21 protein-coding genes are annotated in these 26,105 nt (G+C 67.9%); 9 read left to right on the top strand and 12 right to left on the bottom strand.

Annotated elements, in window-relative coordinates:
- Window positions 1-52: 52 nt before the first annotated feature.
- From IPG50_03180 to IPG50_03165, 4 genes are all read right to left on the bottom strand, one after another.
- Entirely contained in the window at window positions 53-1,354 is a 1,302-nt protein-coding gene (locus tag IPG50_03180) for an FAD-dependent oxidoreductase (protein MBK6691196.1), read from the bottom strand.
- A 51-nt stretch (window positions 1,355-1,405) separates the two neighbouring features.
- Complete coding sequence (locus IPG50_03175; GenBank protein ID MBK6691195.1) at window positions 1,406-2,701, bottom strand: radical SAM protein; 1,296 nt, start codon at window positions 2,699-2,701, stop codon at window positions 1,406-1,408.
- Window positions 2,702-2,831: 130 nt separating this feature from the next.
- Entirely contained in the window at window positions 2,832-3,305 is a 474-nt protein-coding gene (locus tag IPG50_03170; protein ID MBK6691194.1) for a hypothetical protein, read from the bottom strand.
- 364 nt (window positions 3,306-3,669) lie between these two features.
- Window positions 3,670-4,503 (bottom strand): hypothetical protein, encoded by an 834-nt coding sequence (locus IPG50_03165; GenBank protein MBK6691193.1) that lies wholly within the window; start codon window positions 4,501-4,503, stop codon window positions 3,670-3,672.
- Window positions 4,504-4,648: 145 nt separating this feature from the next.
- On the opposite strand from IPG50_03165, the gene hydA reads away from it, so the two are divergent.
- Window positions 4,649-6,040, top strand: coding sequence for a dihydropyrimidinase (hydA, locus tag IPG50_03160; GenBank protein MBK6691192.1), 1,392 nt, complete (start codon window positions 4,649-4,651; stop codon window positions 6,038-6,040).
- A gap of 61 nt (window positions 6,041-6,101) precedes the next feature.
- On the opposite strand, the gene IPG50_03155 is transcribed toward hydA, so the two are convergent.
- Complete coding sequence (locus IPG50_03155; GenBank protein ID MBK6691191.1) at window positions 6,102-6,608, bottom strand: hypothetical protein; 507 nt, start codon at window positions 6,606-6,608, stop codon at window positions 6,102-6,104.
- Between the two features lie 173 nt (window positions 6,609-6,781).
- On the opposite strand from IPG50_03155, the gene IPG50_03150 reads away from it, so the two are divergent.
- From IPG50_03150 to IPG50_03140, 3 genes are all read left to right on the top strand, one after another.
- Window positions 6,782-8,230 (top strand): oligosaccharide flippase family protein, encoded by a 1,449-nt coding sequence (locus IPG50_03150; protein ID MBK6691190.1) that lies wholly within the window; start codon window positions 6,782-6,784, stop codon window positions 8,228-8,230.
- Between the two features lie 41 nt (window positions 8,231-8,271).
- Window positions 8,272-9,201, top strand: a complete 930-nt coding sequence (locus tag IPG50_03145) for a GNAT family N-acetyltransferase (protein ID MBK6691189.1) — start codon at window positions 8,272-8,274, stop codon at window positions 9,199-9,201.
- Between the two features lie 446 nt (window positions 9,202-9,647).
- Window positions 9,648-9,860, top strand: coding sequence for a hypothetical protein (locus tag IPG50_03140; protein MBK6691188.1), 213 nt, complete (start codon window positions 9,648-9,650; stop codon window positions 9,858-9,860).
- 241 nt (window positions 9,861-10,101) lie between these two features.
- Here IPG50_03140 and IPG50_03135 read toward each other — a convergent pair whose 3' ends face one another.
- Window positions 10,102-11,967: a sigma 54-interacting transcriptional regulator gene (locus tag IPG50_03135; GenBank protein ID MBK6691187.1), complete on the bottom strand. Its 1,866-nt coding sequence runs from the start codon at window positions 11,965-11,967 to the stop codon at window positions 10,102-10,104.
- A 70-nt stretch (window positions 11,968-12,037) separates the two neighbouring features.
- On the bottom strand, window positions 12,038-13,156 hold the full coding sequence (locus IPG50_03130) for a trypsin-like serine protease (protein ID MBK6691186.1): 1,119 nt from the start codon (window positions 13,154-13,156) through the stop codon (window positions 12,038-12,040).
- Here IPG50_03130 and IPG50_03125 point away from each other — a divergent pair.
- From IPG50_03125 to IPG50_03105, 5 genes are all read left to right on the top strand, one after another.
- Window positions 13,155-14,909, top strand: a complete 1,755-nt coding sequence (locus IPG50_03125) for a serine/threonine protein kinase (GenBank protein MBK6691185.1) — start codon at window positions 13,155-13,157, stop codon at window positions 14,907-14,909. The two genes, IPG50_03130 and IPG50_03125, sit on opposite strands and share 2 nt — an antisense overlap.
- Window positions 14,906-15,832: a PEGA domain-containing protein gene (locus tag IPG50_03120; GenBank protein MBK6691184.1), complete on the top strand. Its 927-nt coding sequence runs from the start codon at window positions 14,906-14,908 to the stop codon at window positions 15,830-15,832. Before IPG50_03125 ends, IPG50_03120 begins: the two co-directional genes overlap by 4 nt.
- A 265-nt stretch (window positions 15,833-16,097) precedes the next feature.
- Window positions 16,098-16,502 (top strand): hypothetical protein, encoded by a 405-nt coding sequence (locus IPG50_03115; protein MBK6691183.1) that lies wholly within the window; start codon window positions 16,098-16,100, stop codon window positions 16,500-16,502.
- Between the two features lie 11 nt (window positions 16,503-16,513).
- A complete protein-coding gene (locus IPG50_03110; protein MBK6691182.1) occupies window positions 16,514-17,149 on the top strand; it encodes a hypothetical protein in 636 nt (211 codons plus the stop codon).
- Window positions 17,146-18,861: a hypothetical protein gene (locus IPG50_03105; protein MBK6691181.1), complete on the top strand. Its 1,716-nt coding sequence runs from the start codon at window positions 17,146-17,148 to the stop codon at window positions 18,859-18,861. Before IPG50_03110 ends, IPG50_03105 begins: the two co-directional genes overlap by 4 nt.
- A gap of 4 nt (window positions 18,862-18,865) precedes the next feature.
- On the opposite strand, the gene IPG50_03100 is transcribed toward IPG50_03105, so the two are convergent.
- The 5 genes from IPG50_03100 to IPG50_03080 all read right to left on the bottom strand — a co-directional run bounded on the left by IPG50_03100 (window position 18,866) and on the right by IPG50_03080 (window position 26,060).
- A complete protein-coding gene (locus tag IPG50_03100) occupies window positions 18,866-20,503 on the bottom strand; it encodes a protein kinase (protein ID MBK6691180.1) in 1,638 nt (545 codons plus the stop codon).
- Between the two features lie 49 nt (window positions 20,504-20,552).
- Window positions 20,553-21,416, bottom strand: coding sequence for an acyltransferase (locus IPG50_03095; GenBank protein MBK6691179.1), 864 nt, complete (start codon window positions 21,414-21,416; stop codon window positions 20,553-20,555).
- A 78-nt stretch (window positions 21,417-21,494) separates the two neighbouring features.
- Window positions 21,495-22,910, bottom strand: a complete 1,416-nt coding sequence (locus tag IPG50_03090) for a beta-lactamase family protein (protein MBK6691178.1) — start codon at window positions 22,908-22,910, stop codon at window positions 21,495-21,497.
- 109 nt (window positions 22,911-23,019) lie between these two features.
- On the bottom strand, window positions 23,020-24,525 hold the full coding sequence (locus tag IPG50_03085) for an amino acid permease (GenBank protein MBK6691177.1): 1,506 nt from the start codon (window positions 24,523-24,525) through the stop codon (window positions 23,020-23,022).
- A 47-nt stretch (window positions 24,526-24,572) separates the two neighbouring features.
- Window positions 24,573-26,060 (bottom strand): NCS1 family nucleobase:cation symporter-1, encoded by a 1,488-nt coding sequence (locus IPG50_03080; protein ID MBK6691176.1) that lies wholly within the window; start codon window positions 26,058-26,060, stop codon window positions 24,573-24,575.
- Window positions 26,061-26,105: the final 45 nt, after the last annotated feature.

The following is a 26,105-nucleotide window of genomic DNA, read 5'->3' as shown; positions in this document are numbered from 1 at the left end:
TCGGGCGAAGGTTTGTCGGATACGCGGCACGTAGCGCGGTCAGGTAGCGCGATCAGGTGGCGCCGGCATCGAGCCAGAGGGCCGCGAGGTGGCGAGCCGCGTTGCGGCCGTCGGCCACTGCGTTGACGACCTCTTTGCCGCCGTTGATGCAGTCGCCGCCGGCGAAGACTTGGGCGTTGCCCGTCGCGCCCGTGGCGAGATCCGCCACGATGCAGCCGCGCTTGTCGGTGGCGACGCCCGCGAAGAGCGCCGCGAGCGCCGAGAGCTTGCCCTGGCCAATGGCGACGATGATCGTGTCGCAAGGCAGCTCCCGCTCGCCGCCGGCGCCGGCGACGCGAAGCGCCGTCACGCGGCCAGCGTCGCGGACCACCGCCGCCGGCTGCGCGCCTTCGATGAGCGTCACCCCTTCGATGCGTGCACCTTGCATCTCATGGGCATAGCCGCTCATGTCAGCCCTCGTGCGCCGATAGACCATGCTCACGCTCGCCGCGCCGAGCAGCGCGCACTCCCGGGCCACGTCGATGGCCGTGTTGCCACCGCCGATGACGAGCACGCGGCCGAGGGCCTTGGCGTCGATGGCGCCGAGCTTCATCTCCTCGATCCATTCGACGGCGCCGCGAACGCCCGGCCCGTCTTCGCCGGGAATCCCGAGCCGCGAGTCGGCGCCGAGCCCGACGCCCAGGTAGACGGCGTCGAACCCTGCGAGGAGCTCCTTGGCCTTCGCCTCGGTGGAGACCTCTTCGCCGGTTCGGATTTCCACGCCGAGCTTCCTCACCCACTCGACCTCGTCGAGTGCGTCGTGGGCGTGGAGCTTGTAAGGCGCGATGCCGGTCGTGTTGAGGCCCCCGGCCACGGCGCGCTTCTCGAAGAGCACGGCCTTGTGGCCTGCGAGGGCGAGCGTCCCGGCGAACGCCAACGACGCCGGGCCCGCGCCGATGCAGGCGACACGCCGCGGCTTTGCCGCTGCCTTGCCGACGAGGATTTGCTTCGTTTCGCCTTCCGTCGCCGTCTCGGTGGCGAAGCGTTGAAGGCGACCGATCTGGATCGGCGGCTTGTTCCACCCGTTGTAGACGCAGTCGCCGACGCACAACACCTCGACGGGGCAAACGCGGGCGCAGGAGGTGCCCAAGAGGTTTTGCTCGAAGATCGTCGTTGCGCTCCCGAGGACGTTTCCCGAGGCGATCTTCTTGATGAAGGTCGGGATGTCGATCTCGGTGGGGCAGGCCTTGATGCAGGGCGCGTCAGCGCAATAGAGGCAGCGCTCTGCTTCGGCGCGGGCCTCGGCCGCCGTGTAGCGCGGCTTCTTGTCGTGAAGCGTCGTTTCGGTTCGGTTTTTGGGGAGCGAGGACGCCATCGGCTGAAGGGCCGAGTCTTTCCACTCGGGAGCCTTTGGTCAAGGAAAGGCTCAGGGAGCCAGCCAGCCCTCGCCTGTTTCCGCCAATTTTTGCGCCGTTTCCAGCTCTCCCGCGGGCCAGTCCTCGAGGACGATCTCGAACTTTCCGTGGTCGAAGGGGAGCCCCGCGGCTTCTTCGACCTTCACGATGCGCTCGCGCTTGCCCTCGCGAAGCAGCTCGAGGGCGCGGTGGTGGCAGAACGGGTTGTTGCCTGGCTTGCCAAAGAGGACGTGCGTGGTCCAAGAGCAGCCGGCGCGGCACGTGTCGGCGTAGTAACAAGTGCGGCAGTAGCCGTCGAGATCCTCGACGGTGCGATCGCGTGTATAGCGCAACGGTGCCGTTCGCTCCCAGACGTCCTTCAGGGTGTTCTCGCGGATGTTGCCGCCGACCCAGTCGGCGGTGGGCAAAGACGGGCAGCCCTTGATGTCGCCGTTGGCTTCGATGCCAAGGGTCGAACGGCCCGCGCCGCAGGAGGCCATGTGCCCGCGCGGCATCGTTCCCTTGAGGAGCGTCTCGTAGGGCCCGAAGTAGCCGACGTTGTTGCCAGGCCAAAGCGCGACCTTCGCCTGTTGGGTGCGCTTCTTGATGCGCGCCACCATCGGCATCACTTCGATCATTTGGTAGGGCTCGAGCAAGATCCCCGGCTCGTCAGCGGCGCGGCCCATGGCCACGGTGAGCTGGATCTGCCAGGAGCGAATGCCCTCGGCGATGAGGATCTCGAGCAGGCCCTCCATCTCGCGGACGCTCGCGCGGTTGATCTGCGTGTTGGCGGTGACAGGGATGCCCGCTTCGCGGAGGTTACGCATCGCCTGAAGGGCCGCGTCGTAGCTGCCTTTGACGCCGCGGAGCGCGTCGTGGGTCTCCTTGTAGCCGTCGACCGAGATGGACACGCTCGCGATGCCGGCCTCCTTGGCGGCGCGCGCGCGCTCCTTGGTGAAGTTGCGCCCGCCGCTCGTGATGCCGCACCGCATGCCGTAGCCAACAATGGCTTTGGTGATCTCGGTCCAGTCGTCTCGGAGGTAGGCCTCGCCGCCGATCAGCGTCACCTCCTTGCAGCCGAGCTCGGCGAGCTGGCGCACCATGTCGAGGGCCTCCGCCGTGCTGAGCTCGTCGGGGCGCTCGCGACCGGCACGCGACCCGCAGTGGCGGCAGGCGAGATCGCAGGCGAGGGTGATCTCCCAGACGGTGTAGATGGGCCGCCACTTTTGGTCGATGGGACGAGTCTCATCGGCCAAGGGAAGGCGCTTCTTCGCTGGTGGCGCCTTGGGCGCGATGGGGAGGCTGCGAGGACGGGGCCCGATATCCATGGGAGAACTCTACTTCAGCGAACGCGTCGGGGCGCCATCCAAGCCGCGCGTGACGCCATTCAGCCAGTCGGTAAATGGTGACGAGCGGACCTGCACACGTGGCAGACCCGCTCGGTCTATCTCTCAGAACTCAGTGATTGCCCGGCGGTAGGCCGTACATCGGCATGATGCCACCGCCGTCGAAGACGGCCGGTGGCGGCGGGGCCCCGTACATCGGCTGAATCGCCCCCGCGTCTTCCTCCACGGGAGCGGGCATGCCGTACATCGGCATGATGCCGCCCGCGTCTTCGTCGACGGGAGCAGGCATGCCGTACATCGGCATGATGCCGCCCGCGTCTTCGACGGCACACGGCGGTCGGTTATCGACCGGCGGTGGCGTGGGCGGCATGCCGTAGAGCGCCATGAAGCCGCCGAAATCGTCGGCGGGGCGGCAACCGGCGTCGGCCTTGCCCGAGTCCTTCGCGCCCGCGTCCTTCTTCTTCTTGCGGAGCTCCTCTTCCGTCTGCTGCGGGTCGTCGCCGTCAGCGCCGCCGCTGCAGCCGACACCGGTCGCGCTCGCCACCGCGAGCGCGGCTGCGAACGTGAAGGTCGCGAGGCGGTCCATGCGACGGGTCGTGCTAGGCACGGCTCGCGACGCAAGATCGCTGGGGAGTTCGGCGCTGCAGAACGGGCAAGCCGCCTCGGCGGAACGGACGTGGCGTTGACAGCCGGGGCAAGGAACAAGGACGGCCATGGTAAAAATCCCTCCGAGCGATGTGATGCAAAGAGCGTGTCAGGGGCACACGGCCACACTTTCCCGCCTGTAGTGGTCTACGCCGGAGGGGCGGGAATCCTGACATGCAGATTTCCACCAAGGTTCGTCGCTCACCGATGACGGCGGTGGCCGATTTCACCCCAGCACGCGCTCTCGGCGTAAATGGCCGGCGGGCGGATCGTCGTCGGCTCCGTTGGATCGATGGGGGCTCGATTTAGGAGGCCTCTTCCAAGGCGGACGCGGCGCGCTCCGAGAAGTCGTCCTCGCCGGGCACCTCGACGCAGCGGCCTGGTTGATAGTCAGCCGGGGCCGCGCCCGCGACGAAGACCACGCCCTCGTGCGACGGGCTCCTCACCCAATACCAAGCGCCCTGCTCGTTTTTGAAATGGCGAAAGCCAACCGAGTCAAACCATACGAGCCGGTCCACCAGATCACGCGGCTCGAAGGCGGTGCCGAGGCTCGCTCGAATACTCTCAAGCCGCGCCGCCGAGAGCTCACTGCTCTCGACGATGCGGTCCATCATGGGCGCGAAGGGCCCCACGCCGGGGGCCGTCTGCGCGTCTGGCTCTTTGGGAACCGCAACGGCGAGGAGCATGAACGCCAGCGCCGCGTCGGGCATGAGCGGCACCGGTTCAGGCGACAGCGCCGCGAGCACCTTCGTAAGTCCGCCTAGCGAGCCGCCGCACGCAACCAGCGTCGCGAGCGCGCCCGTGACTTCATCGCGCGCTGCTTTGTCGAGCGACTCCCAGCCGGCAAAGAGCCGCTCGAACACCGTCTGCCACGACTGCCGCATCGGGGGCGCCAGCCATTTCTGAAAGACCGGAGAGGGAACGGCGCTATTCACGAGCCAGCTCGCGGCCATCGCCGGTGCGAGGAGCGACGCGATGGGCGTTCCCTTTTCGGCTGCGAGTCGGAGGCCGAGCACGCTCTCGTCGAACGCCGATGCCCCCGGCAATCGTGAGCGGAGTCGCAGCTTCATCTCCGGCATGAAGGTTGACCATTCGCCATGCACCGTCGCCAAGGTGACTTTCGCGTCGCTCACGCTCATGGTCGCAAAGAAGCCTCGTTCCCACCATCGCGTCAAACGGCAATCGCGCCGGGGCGCGGTTCGCGTCGGCCCCCGATTTTCTCCGCATCGAAACCACGCCCTTCGATACCCTGCGGTGCGCAGCGTCACGCTGCAGGAGGCGAACATGGGTCGAACGTTGATCAAGGGGGGAACCGTCGTCACCGCCGTCGACACCTACGCGGCCGACGTGCTCATCGATGGCGAACGCATCGTGGCGATGTTCGACCCGAGCGCCGCTCCGGCGGGCACCTTCGACAAGACCATCGACGCCACCGGCAAGCTCATTATGCCGGGCGGCATCGACGCCCACACGCACCTCGACATGCCCTTCGGCGGCACCACGTCGAGCGACGACTTCGAGACGGGAACGCTCGCGGCCGCGCACGGTGGCACCACCTGCATCGTCGACTTCGCCATCCAGGCGAAGGGCGAGAACCTGCGCAAGGGCCTCGACACCTGGCACGGCAAGGCTGAGGGGAAAGCCGCCGTCGACTACGCGTTTCACCTCATCATGACCGACGTCAACGATCAGACGATCCCGGAGATGAAGTCGATCGTCGACGACGGCGTGACGTCGTTCAAGATGTTCATGGCCTACCCGGGGGTCTTGCACGTCGACGACGGGCAGATCTTCCGTGGCATGCAGCGGGCCGGCGAGCTTGGCGCGCTCATCTGCATGCACGCCGAGAACGGCATCCCCATCGACATCCTCGTGGCGCAAGCCATCGCGAAGGGGCACACATCGCCGGTCTATCACGCGCTCACGCGGCCCCAGATCGCCGAGGCCGAGGGGACGTTCCGCGCCATCTGCCTCGCGGAAATGGCCGGCTCTCCCGTCTACATGGTGCACCTCTCGGCGGAGCGCGCCCTAAAGCAGGTCGTCGAGGCCCGCGATCGCGGCTTGCCGACGTACGCCGAGACCTGCCCGCAGTACCTCTTCCTCTCCGAAGACGACCTCGCGCGGCCCGACTTCGAAGGCGCCAAGTTCGTGTGCACGCCGCCGCTCCGGCCCGCCCACATGCAAGAAGACATGTGGCGAGGCCTTCGGACGAATGATCTGCAGGTGGTCTCCACCGACCATTGTCCCTTCTGCATGAAGGGCCAGAAGGAGCTCGGTAAGGACTCCTTCGCGAAGATCCCAAACGGCATGCCCGGCGTCGAAACGCGCATGTACCTCCTGTGGGACGGAGGCGTCCGCAAGGGCCGCATCTCGATGAATCGCTTCGTCGAGATCACGAGCACGGCGCCCGCGAAGATCTTCGGCCTCTATCCGAAGAAGGGGACCATCGCCGTAGGGGCCGACGCCGATCTCCTCGTGTGGGATCCCGAGAAGAAGCACGTGCTCAGCCAGAAGACGCTGCACATGCGCGTCGACTACTCGCCCTTCGAAGGGCAAGAGGTCACCGGCGCCGCCACCCACGTCTTCTCGCGCGGCAAGCTCGTGGTCGAGAACGGGAGCTACGTCGGCAAGAAGGGCGACGGGCGCTTCACGAAGCGGCGCACGTTCTCGCTCTAGGACGTCACGCAGGCCGGGCCGCCAGAAGGGGCGCCTTCTTTCTGGAGGTCGCTCCGAGGCGTCACGTCTTGCGGATCATGAGCTGCCACTCGCGCGGATTCCACGTGACGAGCACCGCGCCGACGGGCTCGATCTCGAGCGTGACCGAGTCCGACTGAACGAGAGCCAGGAGGCGGCAACCGTCGACGAGGAATTGCCGCGATTGGCTCTCGATGACGTCGAGCACCTGTTGCGCCAAGAGCCGGCATTGGCGCGCGAAGACATCGAAATGCAAGAAGACGAGCGCCGCCCGGCCATCCTCCGAGAGCTCGAGGCGTCGCAAGCCGTCGCTGAAGCCGTCGAGGTTTTCGACATAACGCCCGCGAAGGTCGAGCATCAAGCGCACGCCCGAGTGAAAGTTGCCCGTCGAGAGCCAGTGCGAGGCGTCGAGCACGTAGATCCGATACCCGAGAGACCGGAGCCGCGAGGCGTCTTCGTCGAGGATGTCGCGGTCGTGGTAGAGGCTCACGGCGCCGCTCAGCAACATCTGCTCGTCGAGGGGACGCTCGGCGGGAGGCAAGCTCGTCATCGGCGCCTCGAAGATAGCGCTCCGCGGTTTGCTGACGCGAGCTTTCCGTCGCCCCTGCCTGCCTCGTGTGCGCGCCGAGAAGCGAAACCGGCGCCGCGGGGCGATCTGGTATAGACGAGCGTGGTGAGCGGCGCTTGTAGGGTTCGGGCGTGCGGGCGCCGAGGGAGCGCCTGATGTCTCTCGCCGCTCGCACCGTGCGGGGTGCCGCTGTGAGCGTCGCCGCCGGCCTTACGTCGCGCCTTATCGGCCTCGTCGCGACGTTGCTGCTCACGCACTTCCTCGCGCCAGCGGAATACGGCGAAGTGGCCATCGCGACGATCGTCGTGATGACGGTGTTCCAGTTCTCGTCGCTCGCCGTGGGCGTTTACCTCACGTCCCATCCGAAGGCGGGGCCCGACGTCGTCTTTCACGCGACGGTGATCCACGTCACCTTGGCGACCGTCGCGCTCGTGCTCTCGCTCATCGTGAGCCAGGCGGGCGCGTTCTTTCAGGTGCCCCAACTCGGGCGCTTTGCTCCGCTGCTCGCTCTAGCGTTCTACGTCGACCGACTGGCGGCGATGCCCGAGCGGATGCTGCTTCGGAAGCTGGCCTTTCCCCGGGTGAGCATGACGCGCGCCCTCGGCGAGGTCACGTATGCGGCGACGGCCATCGTGTTCGCCGTCAGCGGCGCTGGTGGCATGGCCGTCGTGTTCGGCAACCTCGCGCGGTCGTTTCTGCGGAGCGGCATTCTTCTTCGCTCCGTGCGCCTCGCCGAGTGGGCGTCGCCGGTGAAGCTCGACCGAGGCCTGCTGGCGACGCTCGCGCGTCACGGCTTCTGGGTGAGCCTCGGCGCGCTGACGGATTTTGCAGCGCGCAAATGGGACAACGTCATCGTGGGCAAGATGTTCGGCCCGTCGGTCGCCGGCACCTACAACCTTGCCTACAACCTCGCGGAGCTTCCCGCGCTCCAGGTCGGCGAGCCCATCAACGACGTCCTGCAGGTCACCTACGCGCACGCGCCCGAAGGTGAGCGCGAGAACGCGCTCCGTCGCTCGATGGCGATCCTCGCGCTCGTCATGGGGCCACTGGCCTTCGGCCTCGCCGCGGTGGCGCAGACGGTGACGCTCGTGGTCTTTCCGGCGAAGTGGTCGGGCCTCGGGCCCATGATGACGGTCCTCGCGATCTTGTCGTTCCTGCGGCCCGTCGAGGGCGCCGTGGCCTCGTACCTCTACGCTCGCGCCGTGCCGCGCATCGTCGGCACGGTGGAGTCCGTGGGCCTCGTCTTGGTGCTCGGCCTCCTTTGGACCGTGGGCCGAACGAGCCCCTTGGCAGCCACGCTGGCGGTCCTCGGCGCCGTGGTGCTCCGCGGCTTGCTCTACGGCATCGCCGTTCGCATCGTCGAGAAGATGCGCGTCTTGGCCCTCTTCTTCGCGGTCTTGCCACCGCTGCTCGCCTCCATCGCCATGGCGGCGGTCGTCGGGCCGATTCCCCACTGGGTCACCTGGGGACCGAAGGTGACGCTCGCCGTCCAAGTCCTTGTCGGCGCTGTCGCTTACCCGGTCTTTGCGTTGCTCTTGGCGCGCACCGCCTCGCGTGACTTCCTGAAGCTCGTTCGCGAATCGCTGCTGCGCCGCCGCCGCTGAACCTTCGCGCCTCCGTCTCGTTCGAGGTAGGCTCGCGCGCGATGGAGCCGCTCGAAGCCTCGCGCACCGCCGCGCGTCCCGTCTCCGTCGCGCTCTGGGACGCTTCAGCGGTTGAGCCGTTGATGGGCGACTGGGCGCGGCTCGCTGCCTGCGCCATCGAGCCCAATCCGTTCTTTGAGCCTTGGTTCTTGCGCCCGGCGATCAAGGCCTTTGGCGACGACGATGTGCGCTTGCTCACGGTCCGCGTCGACGGCACGCTCGCCTTGCTTGTGCCGGTGCTGGCCACGCGCCGCGTCTTGGGCCTTCCCATGTCGGGGCTCCGCACCTTCCGCCACGACTACGATCCGCTCGGCACCCCGCTCGTGCACCGCGACTACGCGGCGGAGGCCGTCGGGGCGCTCCTCGACGGAGCGGCCGGTCCCGACGCCGGTCACCAGGCTCGCGTGCTGCTGCTCACCGACGTGCGAGGTGATGGCGCCTTTCGCGCCGCCTTGATCGAGGCCCTGCGTGCTCGGCAGGCACCGCTCTTCGTCGTCGAGGCGCACACGCGCGCGCTCTTCCGTCCGGCCGCGAGCGCAGACGCGTTTGTCGAGCGGATCTTCTCCACGCGGCAACTGAAGGACTTGCGTCGTCGTGAGCGTCGCCTCGCCGAGAGCGGCGCCGTTGAATACGGTGTAGACTGCACGGAAATGGAGGGCGAGCGATTCGCCGCCGAGTTCCTCGCGGTCGAGGCTTCGGGGTGGAAGGGGGAGGGGGGCACGGCGCTCGCGTCCAAGCCTCTGCACCGGACCTTCTTCGAGGAGGTGCTGAGGGGCGCGGCGCGGGAGCGGAAGCTCGAAGGGCTGTGGCTTCGTGTTGGCGGCGCGCCGGTCGCGATGTTCTGCGCCGTTCGCGGGGGCCCCGAGCTGTTCGCCTGGAAGGTTGCGTACGACGAGGCGCTTCGCGAAAATGTCGCCGGGGATCCTCCTTGAGCTCGAGAACATCCGCCGCCTTCACGAGCCCGAGCGGCGTTGCGAGATGGACTCGTGCGCCACGCCGGATCACGAGCTCTCCAATCGCCTTTGGCCTGATCGGCGCATCCTCGAGTCCGTCGTGTTGCCGCTCGGAGCCACGCCGGTCACTCGCCTTGCCGTGGCTGCTCTGCCGCTCCTTCAATGGGCGAAGCGACAGGCTCGCGCAGTCCGCGACCGTAAACGATAGACGCTAGGCGTAAACGTGCGCGCTTGGGCGCGCGGGCGCGACATGTGCACGTTGCTTGGGGCGGGCCGTGGCGCGCGGCCGTGGAGCCCGCGAACGTACCGATTGTCGGGTTGGGGACGGATTGTACCGAGCGGTACAACGCGCGAACTTTTGCGCTTCGCATTTTCGCGGACTTGCGGAGGGCCGCTGGTGGATCGGGAGTTGCTCAAGGGAGAGCATGCTCACTCTCCTCGGCACGGAAGAACTGGTTGAAGTCGTCGGCGGGACCACATTCGAGGAGCAGCAGGCGGAGTCGTCGGGTGGAGCCGACGGCGGCGGCGGCGGCGGCGGCGACGGCGACGACGGCGACGAAGGCGGGGTGTCATTTGGACAGAGCCGGATTTGGAACCCGTACACCGGCACATGGAGCCGTTTCTACGGTGGCACGTGAAGGAGCCCGCGATGAAGAGCGCAAAGACTCGCAGCGTATTGCTCCCTCTCTCGGCCATCGAAGCGGCAGCGGCTCGCGGCGGACAGTTCCTCAGCGACACGTCGACCGACGGCGGTGGATGCACTTGTTCGCCGGAGCCCGAGCCAGGTGGCAGGCGGCCCGAAGGCCGGCTACGGCGGCGCTCCGATGACGGCAGTCTATTGCACGTGCCGGTGGCGGTTCGGCGGCGCCTGACGAACGGCTACTTCCGCGGCCGCGGCATCCCGTACTTTTCCATTTTTCCGATGAGCACGCGGCGGGTGATGCCAAGCATCTCCGCCGCTCGCGTTTGATTGCCCGCACACTTCTCGAGCGCTTCGAGGATGCGGGCCTTCTCGATTCGCGAGATCTCGTCTTCCAGCGACGCCGAGGCCGGCCCCGAGCCGGGCGACGAGCCCGGCGGGGTGTCGGCGAACACCGGAATGGGGCGCGTCTCCGAGCCCGGCTCGACCCGGACGGCCGGCGGAGACATCGGTCCGGCTCCGATGGACGGGATGCGATCTTCGATCGCCACCAGCGTGTCGCGGCCGGGAGGCCGCGGTGCGATCGACCCGATGCCCAGGTGACCGCGAATCTCCTCGGGAAGATTCTCACTCGAAACGGTGCCGCCTTGTGCGAGGAGCACGAGCCGTTCGATGGCGTTGCGCAGCTCGCGGACGTTGCCGGGCCACGGGTAGCGCTCCAGCATCGCGTGAATGTCGTTCGGGAAGCGCGGCGTGGGTCGACCCAGCGCCTCCGCCGCTTTCTGCGCAAAAAGGCTGGAGAGTGCACGCAGCTCGTCGCGCCGCTCGCGGAGCGGCGGGAGCCGCAAAATGATGCTATTGAGGCGGTAGTAGAGGTCCGGCCGGAAGCGCTTCGCTTGGATCTCCTCCAAGAGATCGCGGTTCGTCGCGGCCACGAGCCGGATGTCGACGGCCTTCGGCTTCACGCTACCGACGCGGAGCACGGTGCGCTCCTCGAGGACCCGGAGGAGCTTGGCCTGCGTCGAGAGCGGCATCTCGCCCAGTTCGTCGAGGAAGAGGGTTCCGCCGCTCGCGGCCTCGATGAGGCCCGGCTTCGCGGTGTTCGCGCCGGTGAAGGCGCCCTTCTCGTAACCGAAGAGCTCGCTCTCGAGGAGGGTCTCGGGCAGGGCCGCGCAGTTGAGAGCGACGAAGGGACCGTTGGCGCGGTTCGAGCGCGTGTGAATCGAGCGCGCCATGACCTCCTTGCCAACGCCGGTCTCGCCCAGAATGAGAATGCTCGTCGGTGTGGCGGCAACCTGGCCCACGAGGTCGTGGACCTTCTGCATGGCCACACCGCTCGACGGCGTGACGTCGAGGCTGAGCGGCGTTCGCTGGGAGGCGCGGAGGGCGGTGTTGTCGGCTTGCAGCGCCTGCGGGCAGAGCAACGGGAGACTCTCGCCGTCCTCCGGGCAGCCGGTGACGCGGCCCGAGATCTCCGCGCCGCTTCGGCCGAAGAGCGTCGTCAGGCCGTCGAGCCACTTCTCTGCGAAGGCCTTCGGAATGCGCGGCAACAGCACCGCGACGAGGTTCTCGGTGATGGCGGCGATGTGACCGCGCGGTGGGGCCATCGTGGCGACGGCGTCGAGGTGATGCGCGGCGCCGGGCCAGCTCAACGTGCAGACGCTGAAGGGGCCTTCTTGGCGGTAGAACCCGGCGGCGCGCTCGATGGCGTCGGCGATCTCGTCGCGCCCCACCGAGCGGCTCGGCCGAAGCTCCACGGAGCCCTCGTAGACGACGCACAGCACGTCGCCGACGGTGAACAGCTCGCCCAAGTGCAACGCAGCGGGCTCGTTCGCGGCGAGATCCTTGCCGCTGACGCGCGAGCCGTTGGCGCTGCCCAAATCGGTTACCCGGAGCGACTCTCCGTCGAGCGCGAGCTCAGCGTGGCGTCGCGAGACCGTTGCGTGGTTCACGTGGACGTGCGCATCCGCACCGCGCCCGATCACGTATCTCCCGGCGGCGGAGAGCGCCGTGACTTGCGCGCTCCCGTCGACGAGAACACGCAGCGTCCGCCGCGTTTCCGGGCCCGGTGCCTTGGCAATCAACGTCTCGAATACGTCGCTCATCGGGAAATCTGCGTGAGTATCTCCGAGTTTCGGCCTGAGCAAAACCTTCTCGTCTGAGGGCCCGTCGGTTTTATGGGGAGGAGCGCCGCGGACGCGTCGGCCAGCGGCGACCAATTCGGCCCTTTCGGGTCAGACTGACGAGGGCCCAGAGCCCTGCCACGAGGCACGCAAGAGCCGCACCGGGTGGCGTCGGGGCGGCTGCGGCGATGGAACAGCCGCTTGCCTCGCCGGGGCCAAAGCAGGCGCCGCCGCGCTCCGTGGCGACGCACGGGCACGAGTCGTCGCACGATGACGCGCAGGCGAAGGAGCGAGCGCCGTCTTTGCTTCTGCACAAGGCTGAGTCGCAGTCGGCGTCGTCGTCGCACGGAACGCCAATGCCCCGCCCAGGGCCGTTGCCGCGTCGCTCGGCGGCTTCCACCCAAGCCGGGACGGGGCCCGGCGCCGCGCGCGCTGCGCGAGCGAGCCAGAGGGCGTGGCCGTCGAGACGCGTGTAGACTGCAAGTCCACAGGCCGAGCCCGAAGACTCCAGGCTTCGCGAGAGAATGCCAGCAACGCGAGCGTCGCCGGTGATGGCTCCACCGCCGGAATCGCCTGAGCAGGCGCGCGCGTCGAGCAGGAATTCCCCGGGAACGAGCGTGCTGCCGTCGGCGAAGGCGGCGCAGCGATCCACCCCCCCGAGGCAGGCGAGCTTGGCCCCGCTCGTCTTGCGGCGCGTGCCGGTGCCACCGCCCGAGCTGTCGGTGGCGCCGTAGCCGACCATCGTGAAGGGAGGCGCGGACGAAAGGACGAGATCGAACCCGGGCGCCACGGGGGGGCCCTCGAAGGGGGCCGCGAGCGTGAGCGCGGCGAGGTCGTGGCCGCAGGGCGCCGTGGCCCGCGGCGCCGAGATGGAAACGACGCGACGCGCATCGGAGGCCGCGTCACCAACGGATGCCGCCATCGTCACCGAGAAGCGGCCGGCTTCTCGCGTCGGGCTCTCGACATCGCTGGCGCAGTTGGGGCCGGCACCGCCGCGGTCCGTCACACAATGTCGGGCCGTGAGGACCACGGCTGGCGCGATGAGCACGCCGGTGCACCGGAGTTTGCATGCCTGCAGCGGGCCGTCCTCGCAGACGGCCACCGTAAATCGTGAAACCTGATCCGCCTCAGCCCCCTCGAGCGCCCACACCGGCGCCGTCCAGAGCACCATGAAGAGCGAAGCACAAGCGGGGACGACGGCACGAACGCCAAGCATGATCGGTTTGGCCTGCGAAGAAGGTACCATCTCCCTGCCGGCGCCAGCGCCGCCATCGACCGTGTCCGCGACCGAAGAACGTACCCTGACGGCACCTCTCGTGGCGAGCGTTGGCTCGTCGCGCTACCGCGTGCTCTTGGAGCTTGGGCGCGGCGGCATGGCGACGGCGTTTCTCGCCGCGCAAGCAGGGCCGGCGGGCTTTCGAAAGCTCGTCGTCGTCAAGCAGCTCCATCCGGATCTCGCACTCGAGCCGGAGCTGCTTCAGATGTTTCTCGACGAGGCGCGCCTCGCGGCGCGCATCGACCACCCGAACGTGGTCCACACCTACGAGGTCTCGGTCGAGGGCGACCGGCCGTTCATCGCGATGGAGTACATCGAGGGACAAAGCCTCGAAGGCATCGCCCGTCGCGCTCGCGCAGCGAGCGAGCCGCGCACGGCGTTCCCCCTGAACCTGCACCTCCTCGTCTTGCGACAGATCCTTGAGGGGCTTCACTTCGCGCACGAGCTCAAGGACTTCGACGGCTCGCCGCTCGGCATCGTCCATCGCGACATCTCGCCGCACAACGTGATGGTGAGCTACGAGGGGCACGCGGTGCTGGTGGACTTCGGCATCGCGAAGGCGAAGAGCACGACCTCGCACACGGCGACGGGGAGCATCAAGGGCAAGAGCGCCTACATGGCGCCGGAGCAGTTCGAGGGGAAGGGCGTCGACCGGCGCGCCGACGTCTTCGCGGTCGGCGTCATGTTTTGGCAGGCGCTCACGGGGCAGCGGCTCTTCGCCGGGCGCAGCGACGCAGACATTCAGCATGCCGTCTCCACGGGCGTTCCCAAGCCGAGCAGCGTCGTGCCCGACGTGCCTGGCGACTTGGAGGCCGTCTGCATGAAGGCCCTCGCGCCGCGCCGCGAGGAGCGTCACGCGTCGGCTGCGGAGTTTCTCCTGGCCCTCGAGGCATGCATCGACGCCGACCGCTCTCGTCGCGCGACCTCGCGCGAGCTTGCGACGCACTTGCAGGCGACCTTCGGCGACGCGCGCGCGAAGGTTCGGCGCGCCGTCGAAGAGGCGCTCGCGAAGCCGAGCACGGCGGAGCCAGCGAAGCCGCTCGCGACGCCAGCGCGGTCCGGGCCTCTCCGCTCCCCGCTCGCTGTCTACGCCCTCGGTGCGCTCTTTGCGGGGCTCGCGTTCGTGGGCGGGCGCCTCGCGCGGTCTCCTGACGCGCCGCGAACCGATCTCTCGGAGCAAGCGCTCCTGCTCGTTCGCTCGTCGCCAGAAGCGCACGTCCTCGTCGATGACGCGGCGCTCGTGGGGTCGCCAGCAGAGGGCTCCTTTCGTCGCGACGGTTCGCGTCATCTCGTTCGTGTCGAGGCGCCGGGGCACGAGCCCTACTCCGAGTGGCTCACGCTCTCGGCGGCGCGCATCGTGATGGATGTTGGCTTGCGGCGCGCGTCGGAGCCGAAAGAGACGCTCGGCGCAGCTCTGACGGCGGCGACCGCTGCGGTAGCGCAACCGCCATCGTCGTCGGTGGTGGCGGGCGGCCGGACCATCGCGGGGTCAAACGCCGGGCAGAAGACGCCGCGCGTGGGTGCTGCGTCGGCGACGCCCGTCGCGTCTACCGCGCCCGCCAGCAGCGCGCCGGCCGCGGCACCGCCGCGCACCGGCATTCAAGTTGATCTCGACAAGGACAATCCCTTCAAGAGGGGTACCCCGTGAGGCAGCACCTCGCTTTGCCCCTCGTCGTGGCAGCGCTCGCGCTCTCGTCAGTGGCCTCCGGCCAGACTGGCGAGGTCGCTCCGCCGACGCCCGAGGCCGTTGCCACCGCCAGCGCGCACTTTGAGCGCGGGGTGCGCCTCTTCGAGGAGGGCGATCCGAAGCTCGCGCTGGTCGAATTCCGCCGCTCCTACGAAGCGGTCCCTGATTTTCGCACGCTCTACAACATCGGTCAGGTGGAGCTAAAGCTCGGCGCCTTCGCCGCCGCGCGGCGCACCCTCGAGCGGTACCTCGCCGAAGGTGGAGAGCGTGTGCCCGAGGCGCGCCGCGAGGCGGCGAAGAAGAACCTTGAGGCGCTCCAGCTGCGCACGGCGCACCTCACGTTGCGCGTCGCCGTCGAGGGGGCCGAGGTCACTTTGGATGGTGCGCGCCTCGGCGCGACTCCGCTCGAGCGCACCATGGTCTCGAGCGGCATCCACACGCTCTCGGTCGCCAAGGCCGGCTTTCGAACGACGACGCAAGACGTCTCGCTGGTGGGCGGCGAAGACCGCACGGTCGCGCTCGTCCTCGAGCCCTTGCCCAAGACCGCGGAGACGCCGCGCCCCGTCGAGCCGCGCGGTCCCTCGACCATCGTTTGGATCACCTGGGCGACGGCGGGGCTCTTTGCGGCGGGCACGCTGGGCATGACCTTCGCATGGCAATCAGCGGACTCGGACCTCGACGCCACCAAGCGGCGATTGACGACCCGAGAGGAGCTCGATGAGAAGAAGTCTGCCGTGGAGACTCGCATGGGCGTAGCCATCGCCCTCGGCGCCGCAACGCTCGCGGCGTCGGGCGTCGCTGTGTACTTCACGCTCGGCAAAGGCGCCGGCGCGAACAAGGCGAGCGCATCGCTTACGCCGCTCGGCATCGGAGGGCGCTTCTGATGCGCACCGCGCTTCGCGCACTCGTTGGGACCGTGGTTGTCGGGGCCCTCGTCGCCACGGTTGCGTATCGGTCGCGCGCGAGCGATCACGATGACTATTCATCGGGGGCGAATGAGCCGGCGACCGACCTTGCGGACGTCTTCGCGTTCATGAAACCGAGTCCGCTCGCCGACGGCGGACCCAGCGTGAGCGATCGCTTGGTGCTCATGATGACCGTGCACCCCGAGCGACCAAGAGCAGCGAGTTCGACGCGTACGGCGACTACGTGTTTGTCATCCAGGGGGCGGCCGAACCGCCAGCGGTCGGCGTCGACAAGACCATCGATGTCACGCTCGGCTGTCGCTTTCAGGCGAAAACGGACGGCGGCCAGCAACCCTATGTTTGCTCATCGAATGGGTTCTTCTTCGCCGGAGAGACCAACGTCGTCAGCGGAGTCGAAGATGGTCCGTTGCGCGTCTACGCAGGGCTCCGCGCTGATCCGACGGTCGGGGCCGCGGGTACGGTGGTGGGGGCGGTCGACGCAGGGCTCTTGCCCGACGCCGGTACCAACGACTTTGCAAACACCAACGTGCTCGCCATCGTCGCCGAGGTTGACGTCAATCGCGTCGTCTTTGGTGACGCGAGTCGTCGGACGCTCGCCATCGCGGCGACGACGGGGGCGTTCAAGTGAGGCTGCTAGACTTGGTCGCCGCCCTCGCGCTCGTGGCTGGTTGCAGCGACGACAGCCCCGCGCCCGTCGTCGCGGGGCCCGCCGATGCCACCGTTGAGGACGTCACGGCTGCGACTCCGCCCCGTGATGGCGGCGCTTCGGATGCTGCCCTGGAAGGCGGCGTACCGGGGGGACCGCGCGACCGAGCCGGCCGCGCCTTCTTCTCGACGCTGCTCGTCGCGCGCGAAAACTATGAGGTGATCAACCGCTCCGAGGCGCCCATCGAGGTGGGCTACTTCACCCGTGCCAAGGGCGCCAAGGCGAGCGTCGGCGAGTTCATGGACGCGCGGCTCGCGCGCTTCGATGCCCTAGACGGTGTGCTCGATTGGCCGGCGCCCGACGCCGGAGCTCCTTCGCTTGCCGACACGCTCCTCGTCGACGCGCTCCTCGTCGACCCTTCTCGCCCCGCAGCGGCCGGCTATCTCGAGATCGAAGCGAGCGGAGCCGCGCACGTGACTTCCGGCGGGCGCCACCCTTCGGAGGATGCCCTCGACATCACGCTCTCTTGGCTTGTGAGTCGGAAACGAAGCGGCGTTGGGGATGGTTTCGACGGGGGCGGCAAGCCAATCACCGACACGTTTCCATACTTGGCGGAGCCGCATCCATGACATCGGTGTCACAACGCACGCTGGGGCCGCGCGGGTGGCTAAGTCTTGGCGTACTCCTGGTCGGCTCCATCGGTGCGTGCACCGTCAACGGCGATCAGTGCTCGGTTGACGGCGACTGCGCGGCCCTCCTTGGTGTCGCGCCGGAGCAAGCCCAGTGTGTTCTGGGAGTTTGCGGTCGCCGCACGGCGGCCCTTGCGGCTGGCGACGGCGGCTCGGAGAGGAGCTGCCAGACGACGAAGGATTGCACCGCGGGAGGTGACACCGCCTTCTGTCGCGAAGGGCGCTGTGTCTCCATTCTGACCGGCGGCATCAGCGAGGTGTCTCAGAACTACATCGCCGGTGACCCCATCTTCGTCGGCGCGCTGGCTCCCATCAACCTCGAGGTCCCCGGTGGCACGGTCGAGTCGGTCTACGACAAGATCAGAACCGACGGAATCCGCCTCGCGAGCGACGACTGGAACGCGGCGACGGCTGGGGCCGTGACGGTTGGTGCTGCGCGACGGGCCATCTCGCTTGCGGTCTGCGACACCAACGCGTCGCTCGACAAGCTGAACAGTTGCTTTGACGCCATGACGACCGGGCTCCGCGCGCCCATCGTGTTGGTGTCCAATAACGAGGAGGTCGAGACGCTACTTCCGCGGGCCATCGAGCGCGACGTGGTTCTCTACTGCACCGATTGTGAGCCGAGTCGACTCCCGATCCAGAACACGGAGGGGCACGTGTGGTTCGGATTCCCCTCGGTCAAGGTGCTGTCTCCTATCCGGACGCGATGGCTGGAACGCCTTGAGGGACAGGTGCGCGGCGAGCGGCTAGGTCCACTGCCAGCCAAGTTCAAGGTGGCGCTCGTCGGCGCCCAGAGTCTCGTGTCACTCGACACCCTCGTCGGAGGGGTGACCTTCAACGGCCAATCGGCAGCCCAAAACCAGGCCGCCGGTACACTCCTGACCAAGATCATCGATGACAACGCGCCCTCCGACTACCGCGCGTTGGCTGACGAGCTGGCGGCGTTTGATCCCGACGTCATCATCGTCGCTAACCTCGGACGACTCTTTCACTTCTACGTCATGCCGGAGATCGAGGCACGATGGCCGCGCGACGCGAAGGGCAGTCCGCTCCGGCCGCTGCCGCGGTATCTGACGAGCGCCCAGGAGGCCTATGCGTTTCGCTTCGAGCGCTCGGTCGGCGCCAACGACGACCTGCGGCGTCGCGTCACCGGCGTGCAATACCATTCCTCGGATCCGAAGCTCGACGAGAACCAACGTCTGTTCTTTGGCGCGTTTCGAGCGAGCACACGATTTGGTTACGATCCGGCGAACATCGGCACCGGTTTCGAATCCTTTTACGTCGCAAGCTTCGCCATCGCTGCTGGATTTCAGCTCAGCTCCGCCAACCCAGCCGAGCTTCGCGGTCGCGATGTGATCGCCGCGTTGCGTCGCCTGTCGTTCGACGCCGCCGACCCAGGTGCAGTCGTGGACGTTCGCGCCAACGAGATTGCCCGGGGTCTAACCCTGCTGGCGGGTCGGCAACGTATCGACCTGCGGGGCCTCCAATCCTCTCTCGATTGGGACCCCGCGACCGGCGAGGTGGCGGCCGATGCCGCGATCTACTGTGTGAAGCGCGACGGGGCGTTTAGCCTTGGGGACGTGTGGATCTACGACGCTCGCACGAAACAACCGATAGGCGAGCCGAAGCCCGAGGTGTGCGGGCTCTGACCCCTCACTCCACCAGCACAAACCTCACGACCGCGTCGCCGTCGAACTTCACGCGCACGGTGCGCGCTTGGTGCCCCTCGGCCTCCGCGAGCACCGTGTGCTCAATCCCGTCGCGCGGCATTGTTCCGTCGTACGGGTTGGGCAACCACGGTCCGTCGTCGACCTTGAAGCGCGCGGACGCGGGCGTGGCGCGCAGCTCGACGCGGATGGGCGCCGGCGGCGCCGCTGCCGTCGTCGGCCAGAGGAGCGCTGCCGCGCCAGCTCCCACGACGGCTACCGCGACGGCGAGCATCGGTGACAGCCGTGCTGATCGACCGCCGCCCGACGCCTTCACTACCGACGGAGGTGCCGTCCTCGACGGCGGCGTGTCGAGCAACGTCTCGGCGAAGGCGTCGATGCGAGCCGGCGGCGCGAGCGAGGGCAGGGGGCTCCGCGCTTCCGTCACCGAGGGCGTCACCGACGGCGTCACTTCGCCGCTCGCGGGCGGCCTCGCGATGGGGGGCCGGGTCTCCGTCGGGGTCCCGGCCTCGTCCTTCGCCGGCGGCGGTCTGCCGTCGGGGCGGGAGGCCCTCGCATCGACCCGCGTCGGCTCCGTGTCGGGGCGCACCGGCGTCTTGTCGTTCGCGGTCCGTTCGCTCGGCGGCGCCGACGCGGCAAGCACGGGGTTCGAGCCGCTGCGCTTCAGGATCGCGAGCTCCGCGTCGATGATCTTCTTTGCGGCTTCTCGCCGCTCACGGAAGAGCTCTTCGATCTCGGCGCCGATCTGGAGCGCGCTCGGCCGCGCGAGCTTGCCCGCCGAAAAGGCCTCGAGGGCCCGTTGCATGTCGAGCGCCGTCGCGAAGCGCGCGTCGCGGTTCGGGGAGAGCGCCTTCTTGCAGATCTCGAGTAGCTCGTCGTCGGCGACGCCAACGGGCAGGGCGGGGAGCTCGTCGGAGATAAGCGCGCGCATGATCGTCTGGTCGCGCAGGCCCTCCCAGTAGCGCTTGCCGACGATGGCCTCGTAGAGCATCACGCCCACGGCAAAGACATCGACGCGGCGATCGAGCTCTTCGCCGCGCGCCTGCTCCGGCGCCATGTAGGGGAGCTTGCCCTTCACGCGACCGTGCTTGGTCTTGGTGGTCCGCCCTTCGGCGCGCGCGATGCCGAAGTCGACGACCTTCGTCTGGCCGTCGTAGGTGACGAAGATGTTGTGGGGCGTGACGTCGCGATGAACGACGTTGAGCTTCTGTCCGTCGAGGTCGCTGAGCTCGTGAGCGTGATGCAAGCCCGCCAAGACATCGGTCAGGATGGCGAGGTGCATCTCCAGCGGGAAGTCGGTCCCCTCGTCATGCGCGCGCTCCACGATGCGGTGGAGCGGCTGTCCGTCGAGGTACTCCATCACGATGAAGAGCGTGCCGCCCTCGGAGGCCGCTTCGATGGTTTGAACGACGTTCTTGTGGTTGAGCAGCGAGGCGATGCGCGCCTCGTCCAAGAACATGGTGGCGAACTCGGGGTCCTCCGCCAGGAAGCCCTGCATCTTCTTTACGACGACGAGCTTGCTGACCGCGCCGCCCATGCCCGTCGCCACGGCGAGGAAGACCTTCGCCATGCCCCCTTCGCCGAGCTCGGCAAGAAGGTGGTATTTGCCGAGGTCTTTGCTCATGGCGCTGAGGAAGCTACGCGCCAACGATACCAGCGGCCGCGCCGCTTCCCTAGATCTTGACCATGTCGCCGTAGGTCTCGGGGCGCCGGTCCCGGAAGAACTGCCAGGTCTTCCGGACCTCGTCGATCATGTCGAGGTCGATGTTCGTCGAGACGAGCTCGTCCTTGTCTTCGCTGGCTGTCGCGAGGAAATTACCCCGCGGATCGACGATGTAGCTCGTTCCGTAGAAGCGCCCGATGTTCCACGGCGCTTCCGTGCCGACGCGGTTGGACGCCGCCACGAAGTAGCCGTTGGCGACGGCGTGGGCCGGCTGCTCGAGCTTCCACAGGTATTGCGAGAGGCCCGCGACCGTCGCCGACGGGTTGAAGACGATCTCCGCGCCGTTCAGTCCAAGGCAGCGCGCGCCTTCCGGGAAGTGCCGGTCGTAGCAGATGTAGACGCCGACTCGGGCGTAGCGCGTCTGGAAGGTCGGGTAGCCGAGGTTGCCGGGCTTGAAGAAGTACTTCTCCCAGAAGCCGTTGGTCTGCGGGATGTGGTTCTTGCGGTACTTGCCGAGGAGGGTTCCGTCGGCGTCGATGACGGCCGCGGTGTTGTAGTAGACGCCGGCCATCTCGCGCTCGTAGACGGGCACGACCATCGCCATGTTGTACTTCTTGGCGTAGGTCGCCATGAGCTCGACGGTCGGGCCGGGCCAAGGCTCCGCCGCGTCGTACCACTTGGGATCTTGGCTCGGGCAGAAGTACGGGCCGTTGAAGATCTCCTGCAAGCCGAGGATCTGAACGCCGCGCTTGCCCGCTTCGTCGATGAGCGGGAGGTGCTTCTCGAGCCCGGCGGCCTTCGTCTTCTCGACGCTCCAGCTCGCGTCCGACGGCGTGCTTGCTTGAATCAGTCCCACGTGAACGTTGCGCGCCATGGATCACCCCTCGAGGAAAGAGGCGTGACTTAGCCACCGACGTTCGGCTCCGTCAACCCTCCGTCAAGGTCGAGTTGGTCAATTGCGCCGCGCGTGGCCTTCCGGCGTCACGAGCCACTCGACCTTGCCGGTCGGCCCGCGCCAGAAGGCGAGGCTCATGGTGCCGTAGGTCGCGTGCTCGTAAGACGCCGAAGCGCCGTCCCCCGAGTCCATGACGGCGTGTTTGATCCCGCCCCATTGGGCCGTATAGCCCGAAGCCGAACTCTCGACTTGGACGACGCCCAAGTGGATGGGATCCACGTAGGTCCCGACCCAGTCGGCGGCGCTGCCGATGGCCGGAGGTGGGCCGCCCGTGGTCGCGGCCCCGAGCCCCGCCAGCGCCTCGTTCGCCATCGTCTCGCCGTCAACGCCGTCGCCGTTGGCGACCATGAAGAAGCCGACACCTTTGCTGCGCACGACACGCATCATTGACGAGAAGCCTTGCGCCGACCCGTCGTGCCCAAAGGCGTCCGGGTTCGCGGTGTCGATGATCGTGCCGTAGCCGTAGCTGAGGCCCGGCCAGATGGTCTTCGTCTTGGGCGTCTCCATCTCTTCCCACGCGGCTGCGGGGAGAACGCTCGTGGGACGCGTCACCAGTGCCTTGCCGAAGGCGCCGAGATCGGCCGCCGTGCCCCAGGCCCCGCCCATCGGGCCGTATTGGCCGCTCTGAAAGTACGCCTCCGTCGGCCGCAGCGCCTTGCCCTCCGAGTGGCCGAACGCGAAGTCGCCCTCTTGCTCGGTTCGCTCGGTGCTCATGGTCGCGCGACTCATGGCGGTCGGGCCGAAGACGCTCGCCTCGACAAGCGCACCAAAGGGCGTGCCCGTGGCTCGTTGGAGCGCGAGTCCTGCGAGGGAAAAGCCAAGGTTCGAATAGTTGAAGACTGCACCGGGTGGCGACCACGGCTTCTCGGCGCCGTTGGCCTTGAACCAACCCTCGAGCGAATCGTCCTCGTAGCTCGCGTTGGGGATGTCAACGGCGTAGCCCGCTGTGTGCGCCAGGAGGTCTCCGAGCGCGATGGGCCGCGCGCCCGGATACGTGGCGGCGACGAACGGCACGTAGGTCGTGATGGGCTCGCCCAGCTTCACCTTGCCCGCGCTCGCGAGGGCGAGCGCCGTGGTCGCGGTAAACGACTTCGTGATCGAGGCGAACTGAAAGCGCGTGGTCTCTTTGACGGCGTCGCCGCCGGCACGCACGCTGCCGACGGGCCTCGACGTGATGTGCCCGTTGCACAAGACCGCGACGATGCCGCCGGTGCCCTTCGCGGCGCTGAGCTCGGCCTCGAGCTTCTTCGCCGCGCGCGCGAGGACGCCGTCGGCCTCCGGGCATGCGGGGAGCGGGTTCGCGGTTGTGGCGGCAGTACCCGCGTCGGCAGCGGCGCCGCTGGCGCCGGGAGGAACGCTCGCGCCCGGCGCATCGGAGCAAGCCACGAGACCGAGGAGCACGAGCCAGCGCATGGGGACCCTCGAGCAAGGCGTGGGCCACCGAGCGGCGGCCCGCTTGGGCGCAGTTTGCCCGCGTTTCTGGGCGAGCTCTTGGGAGCCCCGCATCTCCCAAAGGAGACGGTTAGGCAGGGCCCGGTGACGAGGGCCGCGCGCCGTGCGTGTTCATGCGGTTCTCGAATTCGCGCAGCGTGACGGCCGGGCCGCGAAAGCGCCGCCTCACAAACGCCAGGTAGAAGAGCGCCAGGAACGTCACCGTTCCGCCAATGAGCAAGCCTGCCGCGCCGTTCGGCGGAAGGCACGAGACCACCAGGACGAAGAGCGACCACAAGACGGCGATCCACGCCACCGGCACGCCCCAGCGGCCCACGTTCCACGGCCCCTCGTGCACCCAGATGCGGCGCTTGCGGGCGATAGCCCCGAGGGCGATGGGAATGGCGTACGAGACGTAGAGCCCCGTTGTCGCGAGCGACGCGACCGCGAGGAACACTTTGTCGCTGAAGGGCGCCGTGGCCAGGACAAGCATGAACGGCGCCACCGTCGCGACAACGGTGGCCACCGCCGGCGTTCGAAAGCGTGGGCTCACTGTGCGAAGGGCTCGCCATCCGGGGAGGCCCTCGTCGCGCGCGAACGCGAAGAGCATCCGCGAGGCGCTCGTGACCGACGAGAGACCGCAAAACCACATGGCGCCCACGACGGCGCTCATGAGCGCGTTGCCGGCGCGCTCACCGAGAGCGACGCGCAGAATGTAGAGCGGCGGTTGCGGATCGGCCGCCGCGGCCGGCAGATCACGAATGGCAAGCGTTAGCGCCGCCGCGAAGGCGAAGCCGAAGAGGGCGCTCATCACCACGGCGAAGACGATTCCGCGGGGCGCTGAGCGTGCCGGATCGTGGGTCTCTTCGCTGACGTGTGCCGAAGCGTCGTAGCCCGTGAACGTCCACATGCCCAAGATGAGCGCGTTCAAGAAGCCCAGCGGGTATGAGCCGTCGGGCCGCAACGTGAAGCCGGTCTCCGCCAAGAACGAGAGCGGCCTCGCGCGCGCGAAGAGCACGAGCGCGCCGGTGACGCACAAGACGCCGACCACGTGAACCGTCGCCGAGAAGCCGTTGAGCCACGCCACGACCCGCACCGAGACCACGTTCAAGACTCCGTGGGAGGCGAGGATCGCGGCGAAGAGCCACCACGACGCGGCCGGTGACATGCGCAGCGTCGCCGCCATGGCCTGCGCGCAACCGAGGTCGATGGCAGCCACGATGGCGACTTGGCCCGCAAGGTTCATGGCTGCCGTGAACCAGCCGAAGCCGGGCCCGCCCAAGAGCGCGGCCCAGTGGTAGAGCGCACCCGCGGTGGGGAACGCGCTCGCGAGCTCGGCCATCGCGACGGCGACGAAGATCGTGCCGAGGCTTACGAGGGGCCAGCCGAGCCCCAGGCCCGCCGGTCCGCCGCCGCCGAGGGCCGTGCCGTAGGTCGTCGTCACGCCCGTCAGGACGCTGATGATGGAGAAGCTGATGGCGAAGTTGGCAAAACCGCCGAGGGCACGCCGCAGCTCCTGCCGATAGCCGAGTCGCTCGAGCGCGTTCGCATCGGCGTCGCTCTCTTTCTCTTGGGCGGCCGGCGGTGCCTTTGCCATCGGCGAGGTGTATCACTCCTCCCGCGCGGACCGCACCGGCCTCGACGCTACGCCTTCTCCAGCGCCGCGCCGCCCTTGGCGCGCATGAGCGCGTAGTAGACGACGCCCGAGCCAATGCCGCCCACGAACCAAGCGTAGTCGTAGAACTGCTTGAGGCTCGGAGCGAAGGCGCCGACCCACGCCGCGGCGCAGCCGAGCAACGTGGCGGTGACGGCGTTCCAATTGGTTCCGATGGCGGTGCCGTAGTCGTAGCGCCCTCTGCGTCGGTAGAGGTCCGCCACGTCGAGGGACTTCTTGCGCAAGATCCAGTAGTCGGTGATGAGGACGCCGGCGATGGCGCCGAGGCCGCCCGAGTAGCCAAGGAGCCACTTGAAGATGTAGCCGCTCGGGTCCGCGATGAGCTTCCAGGGCATCATGAAGACGCCGAGTATCCCCGTGATGAGGCCGCCGGTGCGGAAGGAGATCTTGCCCGGAGCGATGTTGGCGAAGTCGTTCGCAGGCGAAACGACGTTGGCGGCGATGTTCACGGCGAGCGTCGCCACGACGACGGTGAACATCGAGATGGCGACGAGCCACGGCGAGGTGAATCGACCCACCAGCTCGATGGGATCCCACATGGCCTTGCCGTAGATGATCTCGGAGGCGCTCGTGATCACAACGCCCATGGCCGCGAAGATCGTCATGGTTGTTGGCAGCGCAACGACCTGACCGATGGCTTGCTCGCGCTGCGAGCGCCCGTAGCGAGTGAAGTCGGGCATGTTGAGCGAGAGCGTCGCCCAGAAGCCGATCATGGCTGTGACGCTGGGAACGAAGATCGGCCAGAAGGCTCCAAAGGTCGGAAATTTCCCCGGATCGCTCATGATCTTTCCGAGGCCGCCGGCACGAGTCACGGCCCAATAGACGAGCGCGGCGGTCATCACGAGAACGTAAGGCGCGGCCCAGTTCTCCACGCGTCGCAAGAGCTCCATGCCGCGGTACACGATGAGAATGTTGAGGCCCCAGAAGAGCGCGAAGCTGAGCCACTCGGTGCCGTAGTGCCCGCCGGGCTTTCCTTCGCCGAGAAGCGTGACCCATCCGGGCCACAGGGCCTTCATGAAGGTGTGGAGCGCCTGACCGCCGATCCACGCGTTGATGCCGAACCAACCGCACGCCACGATGGCGCGCATGACGGCTGGGAGATTCGCGCCGAAGACGCCGTAGGCCGCGCGCGCGAAGACAGGGAAGGGGATGCCGTATTTCGTGCCCGGGTGGGAGTTCAAGAGGATCGGCACCAGCACGATCACGTTGCCGACGAGGATCGTCACGAGCGCCTGCCACCAGTTCATGCCCGCGCCGATGAGGCCGGAGGCGAGCATGTAGGTGGGAATGCAGTGCGCCATGGAGATCCACAGCGCGGCGTACGTGTACGTCGACCAGGTGCGCGTCTCGATGCGCGTCGGCGCGAGGTCTTCGTTGGTGAGGCGCGGGTCGTCGAGCACCACCCCCTCCGCTAGCTCGACGCGGCCGTCGGCGTGCTCCAATTGCTCGCTTTGCATCGCGGCGTCTTACAGCAAAAACGAGCGCTCCGGGGCGGTCGCGTA

This window comes from Myxococcales bacterium (genome assembly GCA_016703425.1).
GTDB lineage: Bacteria > Myxococcota_A > Polyangia > Polyangiales > Polyangiaceae > JADJCA01.
This window is presented reverse-complemented; position numbering and strand designations above follow the sequence as displayed.

What these genes read in the sequence shown, in the direction of transcription:
- IPG50_03095 (MBK6691179.1), bottom strand. Translation starts at nt 21,416, where the DNA reads ATGGCGCGCAACGTTCACGTGGGACTGATTCAAGCAAGCACGCCGTCG.
- IPG50_03085 (MBK6691177.1), bottom strand. Translation starts at nt 24,525, where the DNA reads ATGGCAAAGGCACCGCCGGCCGCCCAAGAGAAAGAGAGCGACGCCGAT.
- IPG50_03130 (MBK6691186.1), bottom strand. Translation starts at nt 13,156, where the DNA reads ATGGTGCTCTGGACGGCGCCGGTGTGGGCGCTCGAGGGGGCTGAGGCG.
- IPG50_03155 (MBK6691191.1), bottom strand. Translation starts at nt 6,608, where the DNA reads ATGACGAGCTTGCCTCCCGCCGAGCGTCCCCTCGACGAGCAGATGTTG.
- IPG50_03100 (MBK6691180.1), bottom strand. Translation starts at nt 20,503, where the DNA reads ATGAGCAAAGACCTCGGCAAATACCACCTTCTTGCCGAGCTCGGCGAA.
- IPG50_03150 (MBK6691190.1), top strand. Translation starts at nt 6,782, where the DNA reads ATGTCTCTCGCCGCTCGCACCGTGCGGGGTGCCGCTGTGAGCGTCGCC.
- IPG50_03125 (MBK6691185.1), top strand. Translation starts at nt 13,155, where the DNA reads ATGAAGAGCGAAGCACAAGCGGGGACGACGGCACGAACGCCAAGCATG.
- IPG50_03170 (MBK6691194.1), bottom strand. Translation starts at nt 3,305, where the DNA reads ATGGACCGCCTCGCGACCTTCACGTTCGCAGCCGCGCTCGCGGTGGCG.
- hydA (MBK6691192.1), top strand. Translation starts at nt 4,649, where the DNA reads ATGGGTCGAACGTTGATCAAGGGGGGAACCGTCGTCACCGCCGTCGAC.
- IPG50_03080 (MBK6691176.1), bottom strand. Translation starts at nt 26,060, where the DNA reads ATGCAAAGCGAGCAATTGGAGCACGCCGACGGCCGCGTCGAGCTAGCG.
- IPG50_03105 (MBK6691181.1), top strand. Translation starts at nt 17,146, where the DNA reads ATGACATCGGTGTCACAACGCACGCTGGGGCCGCGCGGGTGGCTAAGT.
- IPG50_03145 (MBK6691189.1), top strand. Translation starts at nt 8,272, where the DNA reads ATGGAGCCGCTCGAAGCCTCGCGCACCGCCGCGCGTCCCGTCTCCGTC.
- IPG50_03175 (MBK6691195.1), bottom strand. Translation starts at nt 2,701, where the DNA reads ATGGATATCGGGCCCCGTCCTCGCAGCCTCCCCATCGCGCCCAAGGCG.
- IPG50_03180 (MBK6691196.1), bottom strand. Translation starts at nt 1,354, where the DNA reads ATGGCGTCCTCGCTCCCCAAAAACCGAACCGAAACGACGCTTCACGAC.
- IPG50_03135 (MBK6691187.1), bottom strand. Translation starts at nt 11,967, where the DNA reads ATGAGCGACGTATTCGAGACGTTGATTGCCAAGGCACCGGGCCCGGAA.
- IPG50_03090 (MBK6691178.1), bottom strand. Translation starts at nt 22,910, where the DNA reads ATGCGCTGGCTCGTGCTCCTCGGTCTCGTGGCTTGCTCCGATGCGCCG.
- IPG50_03165 (MBK6691193.1), bottom strand. Translation starts at nt 4,503, where the DNA reads ATGAGCGTGAGCGACGCGAAAGTCACCTTGGCGACGGTGCATGGCGAA.
- IPG50_03140 (MBK6691188.1), top strand. Translation starts at nt 9,648, where the DNA reads ATGCTCACTCTCCTCGGCACGGAAGAACTGGTTGAAGTCGTCGGCGGG.